Below are 18081 nucleotides of genomic sequence, written 5' to 3'. Positions count from 1 at the left end.
ATTGAATTTGAGAGGGTTCGCTGAATGGAAAATAAAGAATTCGATTCTATTAAGATCGGCCTTGCCTCCCCGGACCAGATCCGTGCCTGGAGCTATGGTGAGGTCACCAAGCCCGAAACCATCAACTACCGTACCCTGAAGCCGGAGCGCGACGGCCTGTACTGCGAGCGCATTTTTGGACCTACTAAGGACTGGGAGTGCCACTGCGGTAAGTACAAGCGCATCCGCTACAAGGGTAAGATCTGCGATAAGTGCGGTGTTGAAGTCACCCGCGCCAAGGTCCGCCGTGAGCGCATGGGCCACATCGAGCTGGCTGCACCCGTTTCGCACATCTGGTATTTCAAGGGTATCCCCAGCCGTATCGGCCTGATGCTGGACATCAGCCCCCGTCAGCTGGATAAAGTCCTCTACTTCGCCAACTACATCGTTACCGACCCCGGTTTCACCCCGCTGGAGAAAAAACAGCTGCTGACCGAGCGCGAGTACAAGGAGATGCGCGAAAAGTACGAGGATACGTTTGAAGCCGGCATGGGTGCTGAAGCCATCCAGAAGCTGCTGGCTGAGATCGACCTCGAAAAGCTCTCTGCCGAGCTGCGCGAGGAACTGGAGCATGCCAACGGCCAGAAGCGCGTCCGCCTGCTGAAGCGTCTCGAGTGCGTCGAGAGCTTCCTGGAGAGCAACCAGCGCCCCGAGTGGATGATCATGACGGTCATCCCCGTGATCCCGCCGGATCTGCGCCCGTTGCTGCAGCTGGATGGCGGCCGTTTCGCCACCTCCGACCTGAACGATCTGTATCGCCGTGTCATCAACCGCAACAACCGTCTGCGCCGCCTGCTGGAGTTGGGGGCGCCCGACATCATCGTGCGCAACGAGAAGCGTATGCTGCAGGAAGCTGTCGATGCCCTGATCGATAACGGCCGCCGCGGCCGCCCGGTCACCGGCGCCAACAACCGTGCGCTGAAGTCCCTGTCCGATATGCTGAAAGGCAAGCAGGGCCGCTTCCGCCAGAACCTGCTGGGCAAGCGTGTTGACTACTCCGGCCGTTCCGTTATCGTCGTCGGCCCCGAGCTGAAGATGTATCAGTGCGGTCTGCCCAAGGAGATGGCCCTCGAGCTGTTCAAGCCCTTCGTCATGAAGGACCTGGTCGAGAAGGAGAAGGCCAACAATATCAAGTCCGCCCGCAAGATGGTCGAGCGTGCCCGCCCCGAGGTTTGGGACTCTCTGGAGACCGTCATCAAGGGCCACCCCGTCCTGCTGAACCGTGCACCTACGCTGCACCGTCTGGGCATCCAGGCTTTCGAACCTGTCCTGGTCGAGGGCCGTGCCATCAAGCTGCACCCCCTGGTCTGCACCCCCTTCAACGCCGACTTCGACGGCGACCAGATGGCTGTCCATCTGCCGCTGTCCACCGAGGCCCAGCGTGAAGCCAAGATGCTGATGCTGGCCTCCGGCAACCTGCTGAAGCCCTCTGACGGCGAGCCCGTCACCGTGCCCACGCAGGATATGATCCTGGGCAGCTACTACCTGACCCTGGTCAACCCCGATGATAAGGGCCACGGCAAGATCTTCCGCGATGAGAGCGAGGCTATGATGGCTTACTCTTCCGGCCTGATCACGCTGCAGGCACCCATCAAGGTGCGCCGCACCTTGACTTTCGACGGTGTGGAGGAGACCGCTCTGGTCGACACCACCATGGGTCAGATCATCTTCAACAACCCCATCCCGCAGGACCTGGGCTATGTCGATCGTACCGACCCGGCTACCAAGTTCGACTACGAGATGAACCCCCGTACCCTGAAGATCGCTTCCGGCGGTAAGAGCGACAAGCTGACCAAGAAAGGTCTGCCTGACATCATCAGCCGCTGCCTGACCAAGCATGGCACCAAAGTCTGCGCCATGATGCTGGATCAGATCAAGGCACAGGGTTATAAGTACTCCACGCTGTCCGCTATCACGGTCGCCGTTCCCGATGCCATCATCCCCGATGAGAAGCCCGCGATCCTGGCCGCCGCCGATAAGAAGATCGAGAAGGTCATGAAGAACTTCAACCGCGGTCTTATTTCGGACGAGGAGCGCTACCGCAGCACCGTTGCTATCTGGCAGGCTGCTACCGAGGAAGTTTCCGATGCTCTGAGCAACAACCTGAAGGCCCACCACCAGCGCAACCCCATCTATATGATGTCCGACTCTGGTGCTCGTGGTTCTATGGACCAGATCAAGCAGCTGGCCGGCATGCGCGGTCTGTTGGCTAACACGGCCGGTAAGACCCTGGAAATGCCCATTCGTGCTAACTACCGTGAAGGCCTGAATATCCTGGAATACTTCATTTCTTCTCGAGGCGCCCGTAAGGGTCTGGCTGATACCGCTCTGCGTACCGCTGACTCTGGCTACCTGACCCGTCGTCTGGTCGATGTCTCCCAGGAAGTTATCATCCGTGAGGAAGACTGCCACGCTACCGAGGGTATCTGGGTCCGCGAGATCAGCGAAGGTAACTCCGTTGTCGAGAGCTTCAAGGAGCGCTTGAACGGCCGCTACGCCCTGCATGACGTTATGGACCCCACCACCGGTGAGCTCCTGGTCAGCAAGGACAAGATGATGGATATGTTCGACGCCGAGAAGATCGCCAACGCCGGTATCACCGAGCTGGAGATCCGCTCCGTCATGACCTGCCGTGCCCACGTCGGCGTCTGCGCCCGCTGCTACGGCTCCAACATGTCCAACGGCGAGTGTGTCAAGGTCGGCGAGTCTGTCGGTATCATCGCTGCCGAGTCCATCGGCGAACCCGGTACCCAGCTGACCATGCGTACCTTCCATACCGGCGGTATCGCATCTGCCGAAGATATCACGCAGGGTCTTCCTCGTGTTGAGGAACTGTTCGAGAGCCGCCGCCCGAAGGCCATGGCTATCATGTCCGAGATCGGCGGTACCGTCCACATCGACGATACCAAGAAGACCCGCCATGCCGAGATCAACGGCGTGGACGAGAACGGCGCACCCATCACCAAGAGCTACCTGATCCCGTTCGGTCAGCGCCTCAAGGTCATGGAGGGCGACGTCGTCGCCAAGGGTGCTCTGCTGACCGAAGGCCACGCTTATCCCCAGGATATTCTGGCCGTCCAGGGTCCCATCGCCACCCAGAACTACCTGATCAGCGAAGTTCAGAAGGTCTACCGTCTGCAGGGCGTTGACATCAACGATAAGCATATCGAAGTCATCGTCCGCCAGATGATGCGTAAGGTCCGCATCGAGGATTCCGGCTCCAGCGACTTTATCATGGGCAGCATCGTGAACCGCCGCGATGTCATGATCAAGAACGAGGAGATCCAGGCCCGCATCGATGCCGGCGAGACCGATCTGAAGCTGGTCCAGGCCAGCCAGGTCCTGCTTGGTATCACCAAGTCCAGCTTGGCCACCGACTCCTTCCTGTCCGCTGCTTCCTTCCAGGAGACCACCCGTGTCCTGACCGAAGCCGCCATCAAGGGTAAGGTCGACCCGCTGGCCGGTCTGAAGGAGAACGTCATCATCGGTAAGCTCATCCCCGCCGGCACTGGTCTGCCGGAGGTCGAGGAAGAGCTCGTCCAGGCTGAGATCGCCCGCGACGCCGCCGAAGCCGCTTACGACCACTAATCTGTAAATAAAAATCCCGTCACCGTTTGGTGGCGGGATTTTTTATGTGCGGTGTTTGCAAAAAGTCAAAATCGAGAAAGATTCAGCAAAATCGTTAATAACTCACAAAAGGGAATCGCAAAGCCAAAAAGGAAGAAGAATACGGTTTCGCGCAGAAGCCGGACAAATTGCGAAAACCGGGGCTGAAAAGCACTGAGCCATGCCAAAAATTGCGTTTCCCAAAGTGATATATGGGCATCACAAAAGTGCCAGAAAAATAATGCCAGACATTGCAGCAATGCCGCAGTAGGAAAGATAAAGAACTTTGCGGCGTAGGAAGCAGGGACGATCTGTGCGCCGACATCCCACAAAATTGCAAGGCTGTCCGGACATAGCAAAAGCCCTGCCAGACAAAACAGGATGGATAACAGCAGACATATGGCACGGAGAAGTTGACCGGCATACCGGCTCTGCGGAGAAAACAGATCGACAAAAGTCTTAACAGAATCCGCACCGCTGCCCGTGCCGGAGGTCCCTGTGTGAATTAATTCGTCTAATGTCAGGTGCAGTACTTGGGCCAGCGGCTCCAGCGTGTTTATATCGGGTAATCCAACGCCGCGCTCCCAGCGGCTTACCGCTTTGTCTGTCACATGGAGGCGTGCAGCAACCTCTGCCTGTGTCAGTCCCAGCGTCCTGCGCTGGTCGGCAATAAAGGCTCCGAAACTTTTAGCGTCCATGTTTAATCCCTCCGTATATAATCTGCAACAAGCGTAGCACACGGAGGCCGAATTGTAAACCGACGCTTCGTTTACAAACGTACATACGAAAAAAAGCAGGGGAGCACTTTCTCTTACATTGACACACACACGGCGGCGGGTTATAATAAATTAACCGCAAACCACCCAACCGGAAAGGGAAGTGACCGTTATGCTGTTTTTGCAGTATCCGCCGTGCTCCACCTGCCAGAAGGCCAAAAGATGGCTGGACGACCATGGCATCGCCTACACCCCGCGCCATATCAAAGAGGAAAAACCTACGGTCGAAGAACTGCGGCAGTGGATTGCCCGCAGCGGCCTGCCGGCCCGCAAATTCTTCAATACCAGTGGCCTGGTTTACCGGTCCCTGGGGCTGAAAGATAAGTTGGATGCCATGACCGAGGAGGAGCAGATTGCTCTGCTGGCCACCGACGGCATGCTGGTCAAGCGCCCGCTGCTGGTAGGGGAGGACTTCGTCCTGCCCGGCTTCAAGCCCGCCGATTGGGAAAAAGCGCTTCTATAATAAGGATAGGATAAGGAGAAAACCATGGCTGAAATTTTAAAAGAACGCAGCGAACTGGATCCGAAGTTCCAGTGGGACCTGACGCCGATGTTTGAAAGCGACGCTGCCTGGGAGACCGCCCTCGAAAACCTCGATGCCGAGATCGACAGCGTAGCCGCCTTTGCGGGCAAGCTGTCCGACGCCATCACCATCGGCGCTTATCTGGACGCCACCACCGAGCTGAACCGCAAGGTCGAGCAGCTCTACTGCTACGCCAGCATGCGCCACGATGAGGACACCCGCGGCGAGGCTGCCCAGAGTATGTACGCCCGCATCAACAGCAAGTATGTCAAGCTTATCACCGCGCTGTCCTTCGCCCGGCCGGAGATCCTGGCCCTGCCCGAGGAGACCCTGACCGCCATCGTCAACGATCCCGCCGTGGCCGACTACAAGTTCAATCTGGAGGACCTGCTGCGCAGCAAGCCCCACACCCTCTCCAAGGCCGAGGAAAAGCTGCTGGCCAGCTTTGGCGAGGTAATGCAGGCTCCCTCCGAGGCTTACCACAACCTCGAGGACGCCGACCTCGTCTTTGACCCCGCCAAGAACACCGAGGGTGAAGAAGTTGAGGTCACCGGCTCCAACTTCGTGCCCATCGAGATGGGCACCGACCGTGTCCTGCGCGAGAATGCTTTTCGCAGCTTCTACAAGGGCTACCGCCAGCACATCAACACCATGGCCGCCACCTACGCCGGTGCTGTCAAGGCTGCCACCGCCGAGGCTCGCGCCCGCCACTATGAGTCCTCCCGTGCCATGTCCATGGCAGGGGAGAATGTGCCCGTGGAGGTCTACGACAACCTGGTCGCCACCGTCCGCAAGCACATGCCCGCCATGCACCGCTACGTCCGCCTGCGCAAAAAGATGCTGGGCGTCGACGAGCTGCATTTCTATGATGTCTATGCCCCGCTGGTCGGTGACCTGAAGAAGTCCTACACCTACGAGACCGCCCAGCAGATGGTGCTGAAAGCCGTTGCCCCCCTGGGCGAGGACTACCAGAAGGACGTGCAGAAAGCCTACAACGAGGGCTGGATCGACGTTTATCCCAACCGCGGCAAGCGCGGCGGCGCTTACTCCGGCGGCTGCTATGACTCCAACCCCTATATCCTGCTGAACTTCAGCGGCACGCTGGACAGCGTTTCCACCCTGGCCCACGAGATGGGCCATACCATGCACAGCTGGCGCTCCCGCAAGCATCAGCCGCCGCAGTATGCTGACTACACGCTGTTCGTGGCCGAGGTCGCGTCCACTGTCAACGAGAACCTGCTCATCGAGCAGCTGCTCCAGAACGAGAACGACCCCCAGACCCGCCTCTATCTGCTGAACCAGTACCTGGAGAACTTCAAGGGCACCGTCTACCGCCAGACGATGTTTGCTGAGTTTGAGCGCGAGGCCCACGCCATGGTGGAGCGCGGCGAGGCCCTGAACGCCTCCGCTCTCAACGCCCTGTATAAGCGCCTGGTCATCGACTACTTCGGCGACGACATGGTCATCGATGACGAGATCCAGTACGAGTGGGCACGCATCCCGCACTTCTACCGTCCGTTCTACGTCTACAAGTACGCCACCGGCTACTCCACCGCCGTGGCCCTGTCCGAGGGCATCCTCAAAGAGGGCGAGCCTGCCGTCAAGCGCTACAAGGAGTTCCTCTCCATGGGCGGCAGCGCCTACCCGCTGGATGAGCTGCGCCACGCCGGTGTTGACCTGGCCACCCCGGCCCCAGTCGACGCTGCCCTCGAAAAGTTCGAGCGCATCCTCGATGACGCCGAAGCTACCCTGGCAAAGCTGCAGTAACAATAAAAAGGAGGGGGCACCCGCGAGGGTGCCCCTTTTGCTGTTATATAAGGTGTTACTTGCCAAGAACTGCCTTCAAATAGGCGGCTTCGCGGGCGGCTACCTGTGCCTGGAATGCCTTCACGGCATCGGCATAAGCGGCTTCGCGCTTGTCGGCTGCGGCCTGGGTAGCCTTACCGGCGGCAATCACAGCGGCCACTTTGGCGTCCGCCTCAGACTGAGCGGCCTTGCCGGCGGCGATCACGGCCAGGCACTCTGCATCGGCCTTGGCCTGGGCAGCTTTAGCAGCCTTCAGGATCGCGGCACTGTCGGCGTCGGCCTTTGCCTTAGCCTGCTTGGAGTAGGCATTGACAGCGGCCGTGTAGGCGGCTTCTTTGGCGGCGATCTCCTGCTGATAGGCTTTTACAGCGGCGATGTAATCATCGTTGGCGTCTGCAAAAACGGGAACGGCGAACATGCAGACCATGCAGATGGCGAGCAGGGCGGAGAGAAGTTTTTTCATTGTCAATACCTCCTTAAAAATAAAACCAAGGGTGATTTGGTCCCCCGGAACGCCCGGGAGTTATCTACAGCCTTATTATACCAGATGGCGCATAAAGCTGCAACAAAAAATGACTCGACAAAATCATGAATTCTGACATTGTAAATTGTGCAAACTAGACAAATGTTGTTGAAGCATGGACAAAAAGCGCTTACACAAACCTTGGGCAGGGGAGTAGGCACCCTGTTCATCTTATGCACCGCCTTATAAAAAGGCGTCAGGCCCTGGCCCATAGGCCCGAAATCCACATTTTAGCCTGCGAAAACAAAAATTCTCCGTATTGCACGATTTTTTCAAAGTTTTTTTGGCAATACTCTTGACAACGGGCCGCGAATCCTGTAAACTAAACATTGCGTGAGTTCCAGGGAGTAGTGCGGCAAAAATGCCGCGGCTCCGGTAAAACGAACGTGAATATGTGAAGAAAGGAGAAAAGAAATGCCTACTTTTAACCAGCTCGTGCGCAAAGGTCGTGAGGTCTTGGTCAAGAAGAGCACTGCCCCTGCTCTGCAGAAGTGCTACAACTCCCAGAAGAAGCAGTACACCACCATGAACAGCCCGCAGAAGCGCGGTGTCTGCACTGCCGTCCGTACCATGACCCCCAAGAAGCCTAACTCTGCTCTGCGTAAAGTTGCCCGTGTCCGCCTCACGAATGGTATCGAGGTCACCTCTTACATTCCCGGTATCGGCCATAACCTGCAGGAGCACAGCGTTGTTCTGATCCGTGGCGGTCGTGTCAAGGATCTGCCCGGTGTCCGTTACCACATCATCCGTGGTACTCTGGATACCCAGGGTGTTGCGAACCGTAACCAGGCCCGCAGCAAATACGGTGCTAAGCGCCCCAAGGCCGGTGCCAAGAAGTAAGGAAACATCTTTTCGCCATAAAATAGGCCAAGCCTTTTTTGTGGCACAACGGGAGTTTCTAAACTTTCGAGTACCGATGATATCATTTATGTGAAGGAGGGAAGAAAGATGCCCAGAAGAGGTAATGTCGCTAAGCGCGAAGTTCTGGCTGATCCTATCTACAATTCCAAGGTTGTCACCCGTCTGGTCAACTACATCATGCTGGATGGCAAGAAAGGTGTTGCTCAGGAGATCGTTTACGATGCATTTGACATCGTGAAGGAAAAGACCGGCAACGACCCGCTCGAGATGTTCGAGAAGGCTATGGAGAACATCATGCCTAACCTCGAGTGCAAGACCCGCCGCGTCGGCGGTGCTAACTACCAGGTTCCCCTGGAGGTCAGCCCGGCCCGCCGTGAGACCCTGGGTCTGCGTTGGCTCACCGCTTACAGCCGTGCCCGTGGCGAGAAGACCATGTCTGCTCGTCTGGCCGCTGAGATCATCGACGCCACCAACGGTGTCGGCGGTTCTGTCAAGAAGCGCGAGGATACGCACAAGATGGCCGAGGCCAACAAGGCTTTTGCCCACTATCGTTATTGATTCGCTGTCGAGGAGGTATAAGCCATGGCAACGCCGAGAGATGTATCTCTGCAAATGACCCGTAATATCGGTATCATGGCCCACATCGACGCAGGTAAGACCACCACCACCGAGCGTATCCTGTACTACACCGGTATCAACCATAAGATCGGTGAAGTTCATGACGGCGCTGCTACGATGGACTGGATGGAGCAGGAACAGGAGCGTGGTATCACCATCACTTCTGCTGCTACCACCTGCTACTGGAGCCATACCGAGACCCAGCACGATCCGGCTCTCTTCAAGAAGAACCGTCATCGTATCAATATCATCGACACCCCGGGCCACGTTGACTTCACTGTTGAGGTTCAGCGTTCCCTGCGTGTTCTGGACGGTTCCGTTACCGTTCTGGCCGCTAAGGGCGGTGTTGAGCCGCAGTCTGAGACCGTCTGGCGTCAGGCTGACGAGTATAAGGTTCCCCGTATGGTGTACGTCAACAAGATGGATACCATGGGTGCCGATTTCTACCGCTGCGTTCAGATGCTCCATGATCGTCTGCACGCCAACGGTGTGCCCATCCAGCTGCCCGTTGGTCAGGAGGATACCTTCAAGGGTATTATCGACCTGATTGATATGCAGGCTGACATCTACTATGATGACATGGGCAATGATGTCCGCGTTGAGCCGATTCCTGAGGATATGCAGGAGAAGGCCCAGGAGTACCATGACAAGCTGATCGAGGCTGTTGCCGAGACCGACGAAGAGCTGATGATGAAGTACCTGGAAGGCGAAGAGCTGACCAAGGAAGAGATCAAGGCTGCTCTGCGTAAGGCTACCATCTCCAACGAGATCGTTCCTGTTGTCTGTGGTTCCTCCTACAAGAACCGCGGCGTTCAGAAGCTGCTGGATGCTATTGTTGACTACATGCCGGCTCCTACCGACGTTGCAGCCATCAAGGGCACCAACCCCGAGACCGGCGAGGAAGAGGATCGTATCTCTTCCGACGACCAGCCTTTCGCAGCTCTGGCTTTCAAGATCATGACTGACCCCTACGTTGGTAAGCTCTGCTTCTTCCGTGTGTACTCCGGTACCCTGGATGCAGGCACCACCGTTTACAACTCTGTCAAGGATAACAACGAGCGTATCGGCCGTATCCTGCAGATGCACGCCAACAACCGTAAGGATATCGACACCGTTTACGCTGGCGATATCGCGGCTGCTGTCGGCCTGAAGAATACTACCACCGGTGACACCCTGTGCGACGAGAAGCATCCCATCATCCTCGAGTCGATGAACTTCCCCGAGCCCGTTATCCGTGTTGCTATCGAGCCCAAGACCAAGGCCGGCTCCGAGAAGATGGGCATTGCTCTGGCAAAGCTCGCTGAAGAAGACCCGACCTTCCGTACTTGGACCGATGAAGAGACCGGTCAGACCATCATCGCCGGCATGGGCGAGCTCCATCTGGAGATCATCGTCGACCGTCTGCTCCGCGAGTTCAAGGTCGAGGCTAATGTTGGCGCTCCCCAGGTTGCTTACCGCGAGACCATTCGCAAGGAAGCCAACCAGGAGACCAAGTACGCCCGCCAGTCTGGTGGTAAGGGCCAGTACGGTCACGTTAAGATCAAGGTTGAGCCCAACCCCGGCAAGGGTTACGAGTTCGTCAACGGTGTCGTTGGCGGCGCTATCCCGAAGGAATATATCCCCGCTGTCGATCAGGGCATTCAGGGCGCTATGAAGTCCGGCGTTCTCGCTGGCTATCCCGTCGTCGATGTCAAGGTCACCCTGTGGGATGGTTCTTACCATGAGGTCGACTCCTCTGAAATGGCGTTCTCCATCGCCGGTTCTATGGCTTTCAAGGAGGCCATGAAGAAGTGCGATCCCGTCATCATGGAGCCCATCATGAAGGTCAACGTTATCGTGCCTGATGAGTACATGGGCAACGTTATCGGCGACCTGAACAGCCGCCGTGGTCAGATCAACAACCAGGAGTCTGAGGGTGGCACCGCTCGTGTTACCGCTTTGGTTCCTCTGTCTGAGATGTTCGGCTATGCTACCGACCTGCGTTCTAAGACCCAGGGCCGTGGCCAGTACTCCATGGAGCCTGATGAATATCAGCAGGTTCCCAAGAGTGTCGCCGACAAGATCATGAGCGACCGCGCTAAAGCGTAACTATTTCATAAATTTTACTTGATTTTTCTCGTAAAATCTTGTATTATAGCCTTACGCAAGGCAATTAAATTGTTTTAATTAAAGGAGGACACTTCCAATGGCTGAAAAGGAAAAATTTGACCGCTCTTTGGAGCACGTCAACATTGGCACCATCGGTCACGTTGACCATGGTAAGACTACCCTGACCGCTGCCATCACCAAGACTCTGGCTCTGAAGGGCGACGCCGACTTCATGGATTACTCCAGCATCGACAAGGCTCCCGAGGAGAAGGCTCGTGGCATCACGATCAACACCGCTCACGTTGAGTACCACACCGAGAAGCGTCACTACGCCCACGTTGACTGCCCGGGCCATGCTGACTACATCAAGAACATGATCACCGGTGCTGCTCAGATGGACGGCGCTATTCTGGTCGTTGCTGCTACCGATGGTCCCATGCCTCAGACCCGTGAGCACATCCTGCTCGCCCGTCAGGTTGGCGTGCCCAAGATCGTTGTCTTCATGAACAAGTGCGACATGGTCGACGACGACGAGCTGCTGGATCTGGTCGAGATGGAAATCCGTGAGCTGCTGAACGAGTACGACTTCGATGGCGACAACACCCCCATCATCCGTGGTTCCGCTCTGAAGGCTCTGGAGTCCACTTCTACCGACCCCAACGCCCCTGAGTACAAGTGCATTTGGGAGCTGATGGACGCTGTTGATAGCTACATCCCCACTCCTGACCGTGCTGCTGACAAGCCCTTCCTGATGCCCGTTGAGGACGTTATGACCATCTCCGGCCGTGGCACCGTTGCTACCGGTCGTGTCGAGCGTGGCACTGCTCACGTTGGCGATCAGATGGAAATCGTCGGTATCAAGGAAGAGAAGATGACCACCACCATCACCGGCCTGGAGATGTTCCGCAAGAGCCTGGAGTTTGCTCAGGCTGGCGATAACATCGGCGCCCTGCTGCGTGGCGTTGACCGTGACCAGATCGAGCGTGGCCAGTGCCTGTGCCAGCCCGGTTCTGTTCATCCCCACACCACCTTCGATGGCCACGTTTACGTCCTGAAGAAGGAAGAGGGCGGCCGTCATACCCCGTTCTTCAACAACTATCGTCCTCAGTTCTACTTCCGCACCACCGACGTTACCGGCATCATCACCCTGCCCGAGGGCACCGAGATGTGCATGCCCGGCGACAACGTCGATATGCATGTTGAGCTGATCACCCCCGTCGCCATGGAAGAGGGCCTGCGTTTCGCTATCCGCGAGGGCGGCCACACCGTTGGTTCCGGCGTTGTTTCCAAGATCGAGAAGTAATTTCCCGCTCTAAAACAGCATAATTCAGGCGCTCACTGTAAGGTGAGCGCCTGTTTTTATGTTGTTTTTTGGTGTACAGTGTGGTATACTAATAGACATATGGCATACCACAAATATGACATACATAGAGAAGGGAGTACATCCATGCAGCAGGAAACCGTTATCGTATTGGATTTTGGCGGCCAGTATAACCAGCTGATTGCCCGCCGCGTCCGTGAATGTAACGTTTATTGCGAGATCTATTCGTACCGCACCGATCTGGCCAAGATCAAGGCCAAGAACCCCAAGGGCATTATCTTTACCGGCGGCCCCAACAGCGCCTACCTGCCGGATTCGCCGACCATCGACCCCGAGATCTACACCTGGGGCGTGCCGATCCTGGGTATCTGCTACGGCAGCCAGTTGATGATGCACATGCTGGGCGGCAAGGTCTGCAAAGCCCCTGAGCGCGAGTACGGCAAGACCGTGGTCGACCTGGACACCACCAGCCCGTTGTTCGCCGGCCTGCCAGACAAAAACGTCTGCTGGATGAGCCATAACGACTATATCGAGACGGCCGCCCCCGGCTTTGAAATTGTGGCTCACACCCCCAACTGCCCGGTGGCCGCTGCCCAGGATAAGCCCCGCGGCCTGTACTGCGTGCAGTTCCACCCGGAGGTTCTGCACACCGAGAACGGCACCCAGATCCTGCACAACTTTGTGTACAACGTCTGCGGCTGTGCCGGTACCTGGAAGATGGACTCCTTCGTGGAGAACAGCGTCAAGGCCCTGCGCGAGAAGATCGGCGATGGCAAGGTGCTCTGCGCCCTGTCCGGTGGTGTGGATTCCAGTGTTTGCGCTGCCATGCTGGCCAAGGCTATCGGTAAGCAGCTGACCTGCGTGTTCGTTGACCACGGCCTGCTGCGCAAGAACGAGCGCGAACAGGTCTGCGAGGTGTTCGGTGAAGGCGGCCAGTTTGACATCAACTTTGTCTGCGTCGATGCCCGTGATCGCTTCTATAAGAAGCTGGCAGGGGAGAGCGCCCCGGAGCGCAAGCGCAAGATTATCGGCGAGGAGTTCATCCGCGTGTTCGAGGATGAAGCCAAGAAGATCGGCGCCGTGGACTTCCTGGCCCAGGGCACCATCTATCCCGACGTGGTCGAGAGCGGCCTCGGCGGTGAGAGCGCTACCATCAAGAGCCACCACAATGTTGGCGGCCTGCCCGACTACGTCGACTTTAAGGAGATCGTTGAGCCGCTGCGCGACCTGTTCAAGGACGAAGTCCGCCAGGCCGGCCGCGAACTGGGTCTGCCCGAGTACTTGGTCGCCCGTCAGCCATTTCCCGGCCCGGGCCTGGCCATCCGCATCATCGGCGATGTGACCCCCGAAAAGGTCGCTATCGTCCAGGATGCCGACGCCATCTGGCGCGAGGAAGTGGACAAGCTGCCCATGGCCCAGCGCCCCAGCCAGTACTTTGCCGCGCTGACCAACATGCGGAGCGTCGGCGTCATGGGTGACGAGCGCACCTACGACTACGCCATCGCCCTGCGCGCCGTGACCACCACCGACTTTATGACGGCTGAGGTCACCATCCTGCCCACCGAGACCATCACCAACGCCGCCAACCGCATCGTCAACGAAGTCAAGAACATCAACCGCGTCATGTTCGACTACACCACCAAACCCCCGGCAACCATCGAGTTTGAATAATCGCAAAACCTAAATAGAGCCTGTATATTGAACGTTCTATCGTTCAATATACAGGCTTTTTCTTTTTGCTGACTCCGCGTTGACTCCAATTTACAAATTTGAGGGCGGTAATGCGGTTTTCCAATTGTTATTGCTTTCTTTTGCATGGTTATACGGGAATGTTTGATTACTGGTTTAAAAATGGTATGAAGGAACCGCCAAAAGAAATGGGATCATATGTCAGCGAATTCCGGCATGACTTAATAAAGAATTTATAGAAATCAGAGATAAAAGTTATAATGGTACAACGAAGTAAATGTCACTGTACTGTTTTATGCAGGGCTTTTTGTGTTGAAAGGGACGGTGTCATTTGCTATAATCAAAGAAATGGAACGGGAGGTGCCATGCGTACAAATGCAAACTTTATTACCTGATTGTTCAGTTCGCAAACTGCAGCCGGTCAATGCCGATATAGAAAAAATCTACGCAATGGCATCCCAAAACACGCTGTTTTACCAGTATCATCCACCCTTTGTTACCTGGCAGAGCATTTTGGACGATATGTCCGCATTGCCGCCGGGCAAAACGATGGCAGACAAATTTTATATTGGCTTTTTTGATGGCGCAGCGCTGGCTGCAGTAGTTGATATGATTCTGGCCTATCCAAATGAAACCACAGGTTACATTGGCTTTTTCATGGTGGATAAGTCTCGCCAAGGCCAGGGGATCGGCAGCCGTATCGTAGCCGATATAGAAAATACTATGCGCAACAATGGTATGTGCCATAGCCGTCTGGCAGTCGATAAAGGCAACCCGCAAAGCTACTCGTTCTGGACAAAAAACGGTTATGCTGTTTGCGGCCCCGAAATCCCTAACGATTTTTCCGCTTATATCCCCATGCAAAAAGAACTGACACCTCTATAAAGATCCTACAAGGAGAAAAACAATGCCTAAACGTTTACTTGATTGCTGCGCGTCGGATTTTCGTGGGTTTTCTAAAGCTGACCTGCTGGAATCCATCCAGAAAAGCGAGGGGCGCGTGATTGCCTGCGAGACCATCGGTACGGTGCAGCCGCTGCTGGGCAATGTGACCAACGCCGAGTTCGCGGCCTCGATGGGTGCGGACATCCTGCTGCTGAACATGTTCGATGTGCAGCACCCGGTCATCAACGGCCTGCCGGAAACGGAGCCGGAAAACACCGTCCGTATGCTGAAAAAACTGACGGGCCGCCCCATCGGCATCAATCTGGAGCCGGTGGCCGAAGGCGAGGAGGGCGAGACAGACCCCATCTGGAAAATGTCTGCCGGGCGCCGCGCCACGGTGGAAAACGCCCTGCGCGCCAAGGAACTGGGGGTGGATTTCATCCTCCTCACCGGCAACCCCGGCATGGGCGTGTCCAACCCGGCCATCATCGAAACACTGCGCAAATTCAAGGCAGCGGTGGGGGACAGCATCGTGCTGGCGGCAGGCAAAATGCACGCCGCCGGCGTGTTGACCGAGGCCGCCGAGAGCATCCTGACCGAGGCCGACATTGCCGACTTTACCGCCGCCGGTGCGGACATCATTCTGCTGCCAGCCCCCGGCACGGTGCCGGGCATCACGATGGAGTACGCCCGCACCCTCATCAGCTGCGCACACCGTCACGGCGCACTGACCATCACGGCCATCGGCACCTCGCAGGAGGGCGCCGACACCGATACCATCCGACGCATCGCCCTGATGTGCAAAATGGCGGGCACCGACATCCACCACATCGGTGACACCGGCTACACAGGCATGGCGCTGGCCGAAAACATCATGGCCTACTCCATCGCCGTCCGCGGCATCCGTCACACCTACCACCGCATGGCAATATCGGTGGAACGTTAAAAATAAACAACAAAGAAGGCTGCTCTATGCATGAAATTTCCATCACTGAATTACAAAACTTAAAGATCGGCCAGGCCGAAAACGCCCAGGCGGGCACCGGCTGTACGGTGTTTCTGCTGGGCGAAACCGGTGCCCCCGTGGGCCTTGATGTGCGCGGCGGCGGGCCTGCTTCGCGGGAGAGTGAACTGCTCAAGCCCACGGCCGCAGCACAGGTCATCCACGCCATTCTGTTGGGCGGCGGCAGCGCCTTTGGGCTGGACGCCGCAGGCGGCGTGATGCGCTACTTGGAGGAACGCGGCATCGGCTTTGATGTGGGCGTTACGAAGGTCCCGCTGGTTTGCCAGTCCGATCTGTTCGACCTGACGGTGGGGGATGCCCACACCCGCCCGGATGCAGCGATGGCGTATCAGGCCTGTGTCAACGCCGAAACCGGCAACTACCGCGACGGCAACTACGGTGCAGGCACCGGCGCAACGGTCGGCAAGCTGCTGGGCATGCCCCATTGCATGAAGAGCGGCATCGGCAGTTACGCCGTGCAGGTGGGGCCGCTGCAGGTCGGCGCGGTGGTGGCCGTCAACGCGTTGGGGGACATCTACGATTGGCGCACCGGCCGCAAGGCCGCAGGCCTGCTGGCCGACGACGGTAAGACCTTCCTCGACTCCGAGGACGTCATCCTACAGCAGTTGGATGCCGCAGGGGAAAAGTTCGTCGGCAACACCACCATCGGCGCGGTGTTCACCAACGCCAAGTTTGACAAGGCTCACCTGTGCAAGATCGCGGCCATGACCCACGACGGTTACGCCCGTGCCATTCGCCCGGTGCACACGGCCAACGACGGCGACAGCATCTACGCGGTCTCGCTGGGCGATTTGGCTGCCGACCAGGACGTGGTCGGCGCTCTTGCCGCCCGCGTTATGGCCGATGCCATCCTGCGCGCCGTGCAGGCGGCAGACAGTGCCTACGGCTTCCCCGCAGCCAAAGATCTCAAACGGTGACACCGAATCATAACAGTACAAAATCTTAAAAACTCCGTCTGGACAACTGTTGCCAAACCGTTGCCAGGCGGAGTTTTTTGGGGTATAATAAAAGCAAGAATCAACACGCAAAACCACGCGGGGAGAACGCAGATGGCAAAAGCAGAGGAACAGAAAAAAGACCTGGCCGCCTACCTGCAGGCGGGCTGCAAGCCGGAGGGCAAGCTGGCCGTCGGGCTGGCGGTGGAGCATTTCATCACCCACGCGGGCGGCGAGCCCGTCACCTTTACCCAGGTGCAGAACGTCATGCGCCAGATGCAGGCGGCGGGGGACATGCCCATTCTGCAGGATGGCCAATACCTGGGTTTTACCACAAAACAGTACGGCGTAACGCTGGAATCTGCCTGCCAGATGGAGATCCGCATCGCCCCGCAGCTGGATATGATCCACTTGGTAGACATCTACAACGCCTTTTACCTGCAGCTGAGCATGACGCTGGCCACCCACGGTCTGCGCGCCTGGACGGTCAGCTACCATCCCACCCGCCGCGCCGAGGAACTGCCTCTGGTGCCCACGCCCCGCAATGAGGCCATGGACCGCTACTTCCGGCAGACAGGTGCCTGCGGCGTGCAGATGATGCGGGCCACGGCCTCCACCCAGCTGATCATTGATTATTATAGCGAACGCGATTTTGTACAAAAAATGCGGGCGGCCTGTCTGCTCACGCCGTTCTTCGGGCTGCTCAGTGACAACGCGCCCATCTACCAGGGAAACCGCAACAACGCCTGCAGTGTGCGCACCCGTATCTGGCAGGATGTGGACACCGACCGCTGCGGTGTGCCGCCCCGGCTGATGGACCCGGATTTCGGCTTTGACGCCTACGCCGACACGGTACTGACCCGCCCGCTGGTGGTGTCCTGCAAAGGCGGCCACTGCAAGGGCGTGGGCCGTAAGACCGCCCAGGAGATCTATGGCGCACGGCTGGACCGCTGCGAGATCGAGCACATCCTCTCGATGTTCTTCTTCGATGCCCGCGCCAACGGCGGCATCGAGATCCGCGGCGCAGACTGCATGCCGCCTAAGTTTATTTTGGCTTACGCCCAGTTGGTGCGGTCTATCTTCGGCAGCCAAGCGGCACTGCAAAATGTGCTGCGCCATTATCCGGGCGTTACCACGGTGGACATTGCCAACGCCAAGCTGGCCGTCTGCAAGGATGGTTTCAACGCCTGGGTCTACGGCAAGCCCATCGGCGGCGAGCTGGCCTGGCTGCTGATGCAGGCCCGCAGCCGCACGCCCTCGCAGGAGGAGCGCGCCCTGCTGGACCCCATCAGCCGGTTGATCGCCCAGAAAAAGTCGGTCCGCGAGGAAGAAGCGGACTACGAATAAACCCGGCTTCGCCGCGCATACTGACCCGAAAGGGGGTATG

The 18081-nt window shown here is 57.5% G+C and carries 14 protein-coding genes; 12 read left to right on the top strand and 2 right to left on the bottom strand.

All coding sequences use genetic code 11. The annotated features are described in order from the left end of the window. Nucleotides 1-24 precede the first annotated feature (24 nt). The gene (gene rpoC, locus OGM81_13995) at nucleotides 25-3627 is read left to right on the top strand and encodes a DNA-directed RNA polymerase subunit beta' (protein ID UYJ43410.1); all 3603 of its coding nucleotides are present in this window, start codon (nucleotides 25-27) and stop codon (nucleotides 3625-3627) included. Between the two features lie 65 nt (nucleotides 3628-3692). Here rpoC and OGM81_13990 read toward each other — a convergent pair whose 3' ends face one another. Next, a complete protein-coding gene (locus tag OGM81_13990) occupies nucleotides 3693-4343 on the bottom strand; it encodes a helix-turn-helix domain-containing protein (GenBank protein ID UYJ43409.1) in 651 nt (216 codons plus the stop codon). Between the two features lie 190 nt (nucleotides 4344-4533). On the opposite strand from OGM81_13990, the gene OGM81_13985 reads away from it, so the two are divergent. Together OGM81_13985 and pepF are read left to right on the top strand one after the other, a co-directional pair. Then, a complete protein-coding gene (locus tag OGM81_13985; GenBank protein ID UYJ43408.1) occupies nucleotides 4534-4884 on the top strand; it encodes an arsenate reductase family protein in 351 nt (116 codons plus the stop codon). Nucleotides 4885-4908: 24 nt separating this feature from the next. After that, nucleotides 4909-6711: an oligoendopeptidase F gene (gene pepF, locus OGM81_13980; GenBank protein ID UYJ43407.1), complete on the top strand. Its 1803-nt coding sequence runs from the start codon at nucleotides 4909-4911 to the stop codon at nucleotides 6709-6711. A 55-nt stretch (nucleotides 6712-6766) separates the two neighbouring features. Here the strand turns inward: pepF and OGM81_13975 are convergent, their stop codons facing one another. Further along, on the bottom strand, nucleotides 6767-7213 hold the full coding sequence (locus OGM81_13975; GenBank protein ID UYJ43406.1) for a hypothetical protein: 447 nt from the start codon (nucleotides 7211-7213) through the stop codon (nucleotides 6767-6769). Between the two features lie 474 nt (nucleotides 7214-7687). On the opposite strand from OGM81_13975, the gene rpsL reads away from it, so the two are divergent. From rpsL to OGM81_13930, 9 genes are all read left to right on the top strand, one after another. Further along, nucleotides 7688-8113: a 30S ribosomal protein S12 gene (gene rpsL, locus OGM81_13970; GenBank protein ID UYJ43405.1), complete on the top strand. Its 426-nt coding sequence runs from the start codon at nucleotides 7688-7690 to the stop codon at nucleotides 8111-8113. A 108-nt stretch (nucleotides 8114-8221) separates the two neighbouring features. Continuing rightward, nucleotides 8222-8692 (top strand): 30S ribosomal protein S7, encoded by a 471-nt coding sequence (gene rpsG, locus OGM81_13965; GenBank protein UYJ43404.1) that lies wholly within the window; start codon nucleotides 8222-8224, stop codon nucleotides 8690-8692. Between the two features lie 54 nt (nucleotides 8693-8746). Further along, the gene (fusA, locus tag OGM81_13960; protein ID UYJ45015.1) at nucleotides 8747-10840 is read left to right on the top strand and encodes an elongation factor G; all 2094 of its coding nucleotides are present in this window, start codon (nucleotides 8747-8749) and stop codon (nucleotides 10838-10840) included. A gap of 97 nt (nucleotides 10841-10937) precedes the next feature. After that, nucleotides 10938-12143 (top strand): elongation factor Tu, encoded by a 1206-nt coding sequence (gene tuf, locus OGM81_13955; GenBank protein ID UYJ43403.1) that lies wholly within the window; start codon nucleotides 10938-10940, stop codon nucleotides 12141-12143. 144 nt (nucleotides 12144-12287) lie between these two features. Then, nucleotides 12288-13832 carry a glutamine-hydrolyzing GMP synthase gene (gene guaA, locus OGM81_13950; protein ID UYJ43402.1) on the top strand — a complete coding sequence of 515 codons (1545 nt, stop codon included), beginning with the start codon at nucleotides 12288-12290 and terminating at the stop codon, nucleotides 13830-13832. Nucleotides 13833-14225: 393 nt separating this feature from the next. Continuing rightward, on the top strand, nucleotides 14226-14735 hold the full coding sequence (locus tag OGM81_13945) for a GNAT family N-acetyltransferase (protein UYJ43401.1): 510 nt from the start codon (nucleotides 14226-14228) through the stop codon (nucleotides 14733-14735). A 22-nt stretch (nucleotides 14736-14757) separates the two neighbouring features. After that, nucleotides 14758-15681, top strand: coding sequence for a haloacid dehalogenase-like hydrolase (locus OGM81_13940; protein UYJ43400.1), 924 nt, complete (start codon nucleotides 14758-14760; stop codon nucleotides 15679-15681). Nucleotides 15682-15707: 26 nt separating this feature from the next. Further along, a complete protein-coding gene (locus tag OGM81_13935; protein ID UYJ43399.1) occupies nucleotides 15708-16676 on the top strand; it encodes a P1 family peptidase in 969 nt (322 codons plus the stop codon). A gap of 132 nt (nucleotides 16677-16808) precedes the next feature. Then, entirely contained in the window at nucleotides 16809-18041 is a 1233-nt protein-coding gene (locus tag OGM81_13930) for a glutamate-cysteine ligase family protein (protein ID UYJ43398.1), read from the top strand. Nucleotides 18042-18081: the final 40 nt, after the last annotated feature.

The sequence above is a fragment of the Oscillospiraceae bacterium genome (assembly GCA_025758045.1).
Taxonomy (GTDB): domain Bacteria; phylum Bacillota; class Clostridia; order Oscillospirales; family Ruminococcaceae; genus Gemmiger.
This window is presented reverse-complemented; position numbering and strand designations above follow the sequence as displayed.

Bases quoted from the DNA above. Each gene is read 5' to 3' on its own strand.
- rpoC (UYJ43410.1), top strand. From the start codon at position 25: ATGGAAAATAAAGAATTCGATTCTATTAAGATCGGCCTTGCCTCCCCG.
- OGM81_13990 (UYJ43409.1), bottom strand. From the start codon at position 4,343: ATGGACGCTAAAAGTTTCGGAGCCTTTATTGCCGACCAGCGCAGGACG.
- OGM81_13985 (UYJ43408.1), top strand. From the start codon at position 4,534: ATGCTGTTTTTGCAGTATCCGCCGTGCTCCACCTGCCAGAAGGCCAAA.
- pepF (UYJ43407.1), top strand. From the start codon at position 4,909: ATGGCTGAAATTTTAAAAGAACGCAGCGAACTGGATCCGAAGTTCCAG.
- OGM81_13975 (UYJ43406.1), bottom strand. From the start codon at position 7,213: ATGAAAAAACTTCTCTCCGCCCTGCTCGCCATCTGCATGGTCTGCATG.
- rpsL (UYJ43405.1), top strand. From the start codon at position 7,688: ATGCCTACTTTTAACCAGCTCGTGCGCAAAGGTCGTGAGGTCTTGGTC.
- rpsG (UYJ43404.1), top strand. From the start codon at position 8,222: ATGCCCAGAAGAGGTAATGTCGCTAAGCGCGAAGTTCTGGCTGATCCT.
- fusA (UYJ45015.1), top strand. From the start codon at position 8,747: ATGACCCGTAATATCGGTATCATGGCCCACATCGACGCAGGTAAGACC.
- tuf (UYJ43403.1), top strand. From the start codon at position 10,938: ATGGCTGAAAAGGAAAAATTTGACCGCTCTTTGGAGCACGTCAACATT.
- guaA (UYJ43402.1), top strand. From the start codon at position 12,288: ATGCAGCAGGAAACCGTTATCGTATTGGATTTTGGCGGCCAGTATAAC.
- OGM81_13945 (UYJ43401.1), top strand. From the start codon at position 14,226: ATGCAAACTTTATTACCTGATTGTTCAGTTCGCAAACTGCAGCCGGTC.
- OGM81_13940 (UYJ43400.1), top strand. From the start codon at position 14,758: ATGCCTAAACGTTTACTTGATTGCTGCGCGTCGGATTTTCGTGGGTTT.
- OGM81_13935 (UYJ43399.1), top strand. From the start codon at position 15,708: ATGCATGAAATTTCCATCACTGAATTACAAAACTTAAAGATCGGCCAG.
- OGM81_13930 (UYJ43398.1), top strand. From the start codon at position 16,809: ATGGCAAAAGCAGAGGAACAGAAAAAAGACCTGGCCGCCTACCTGCAG.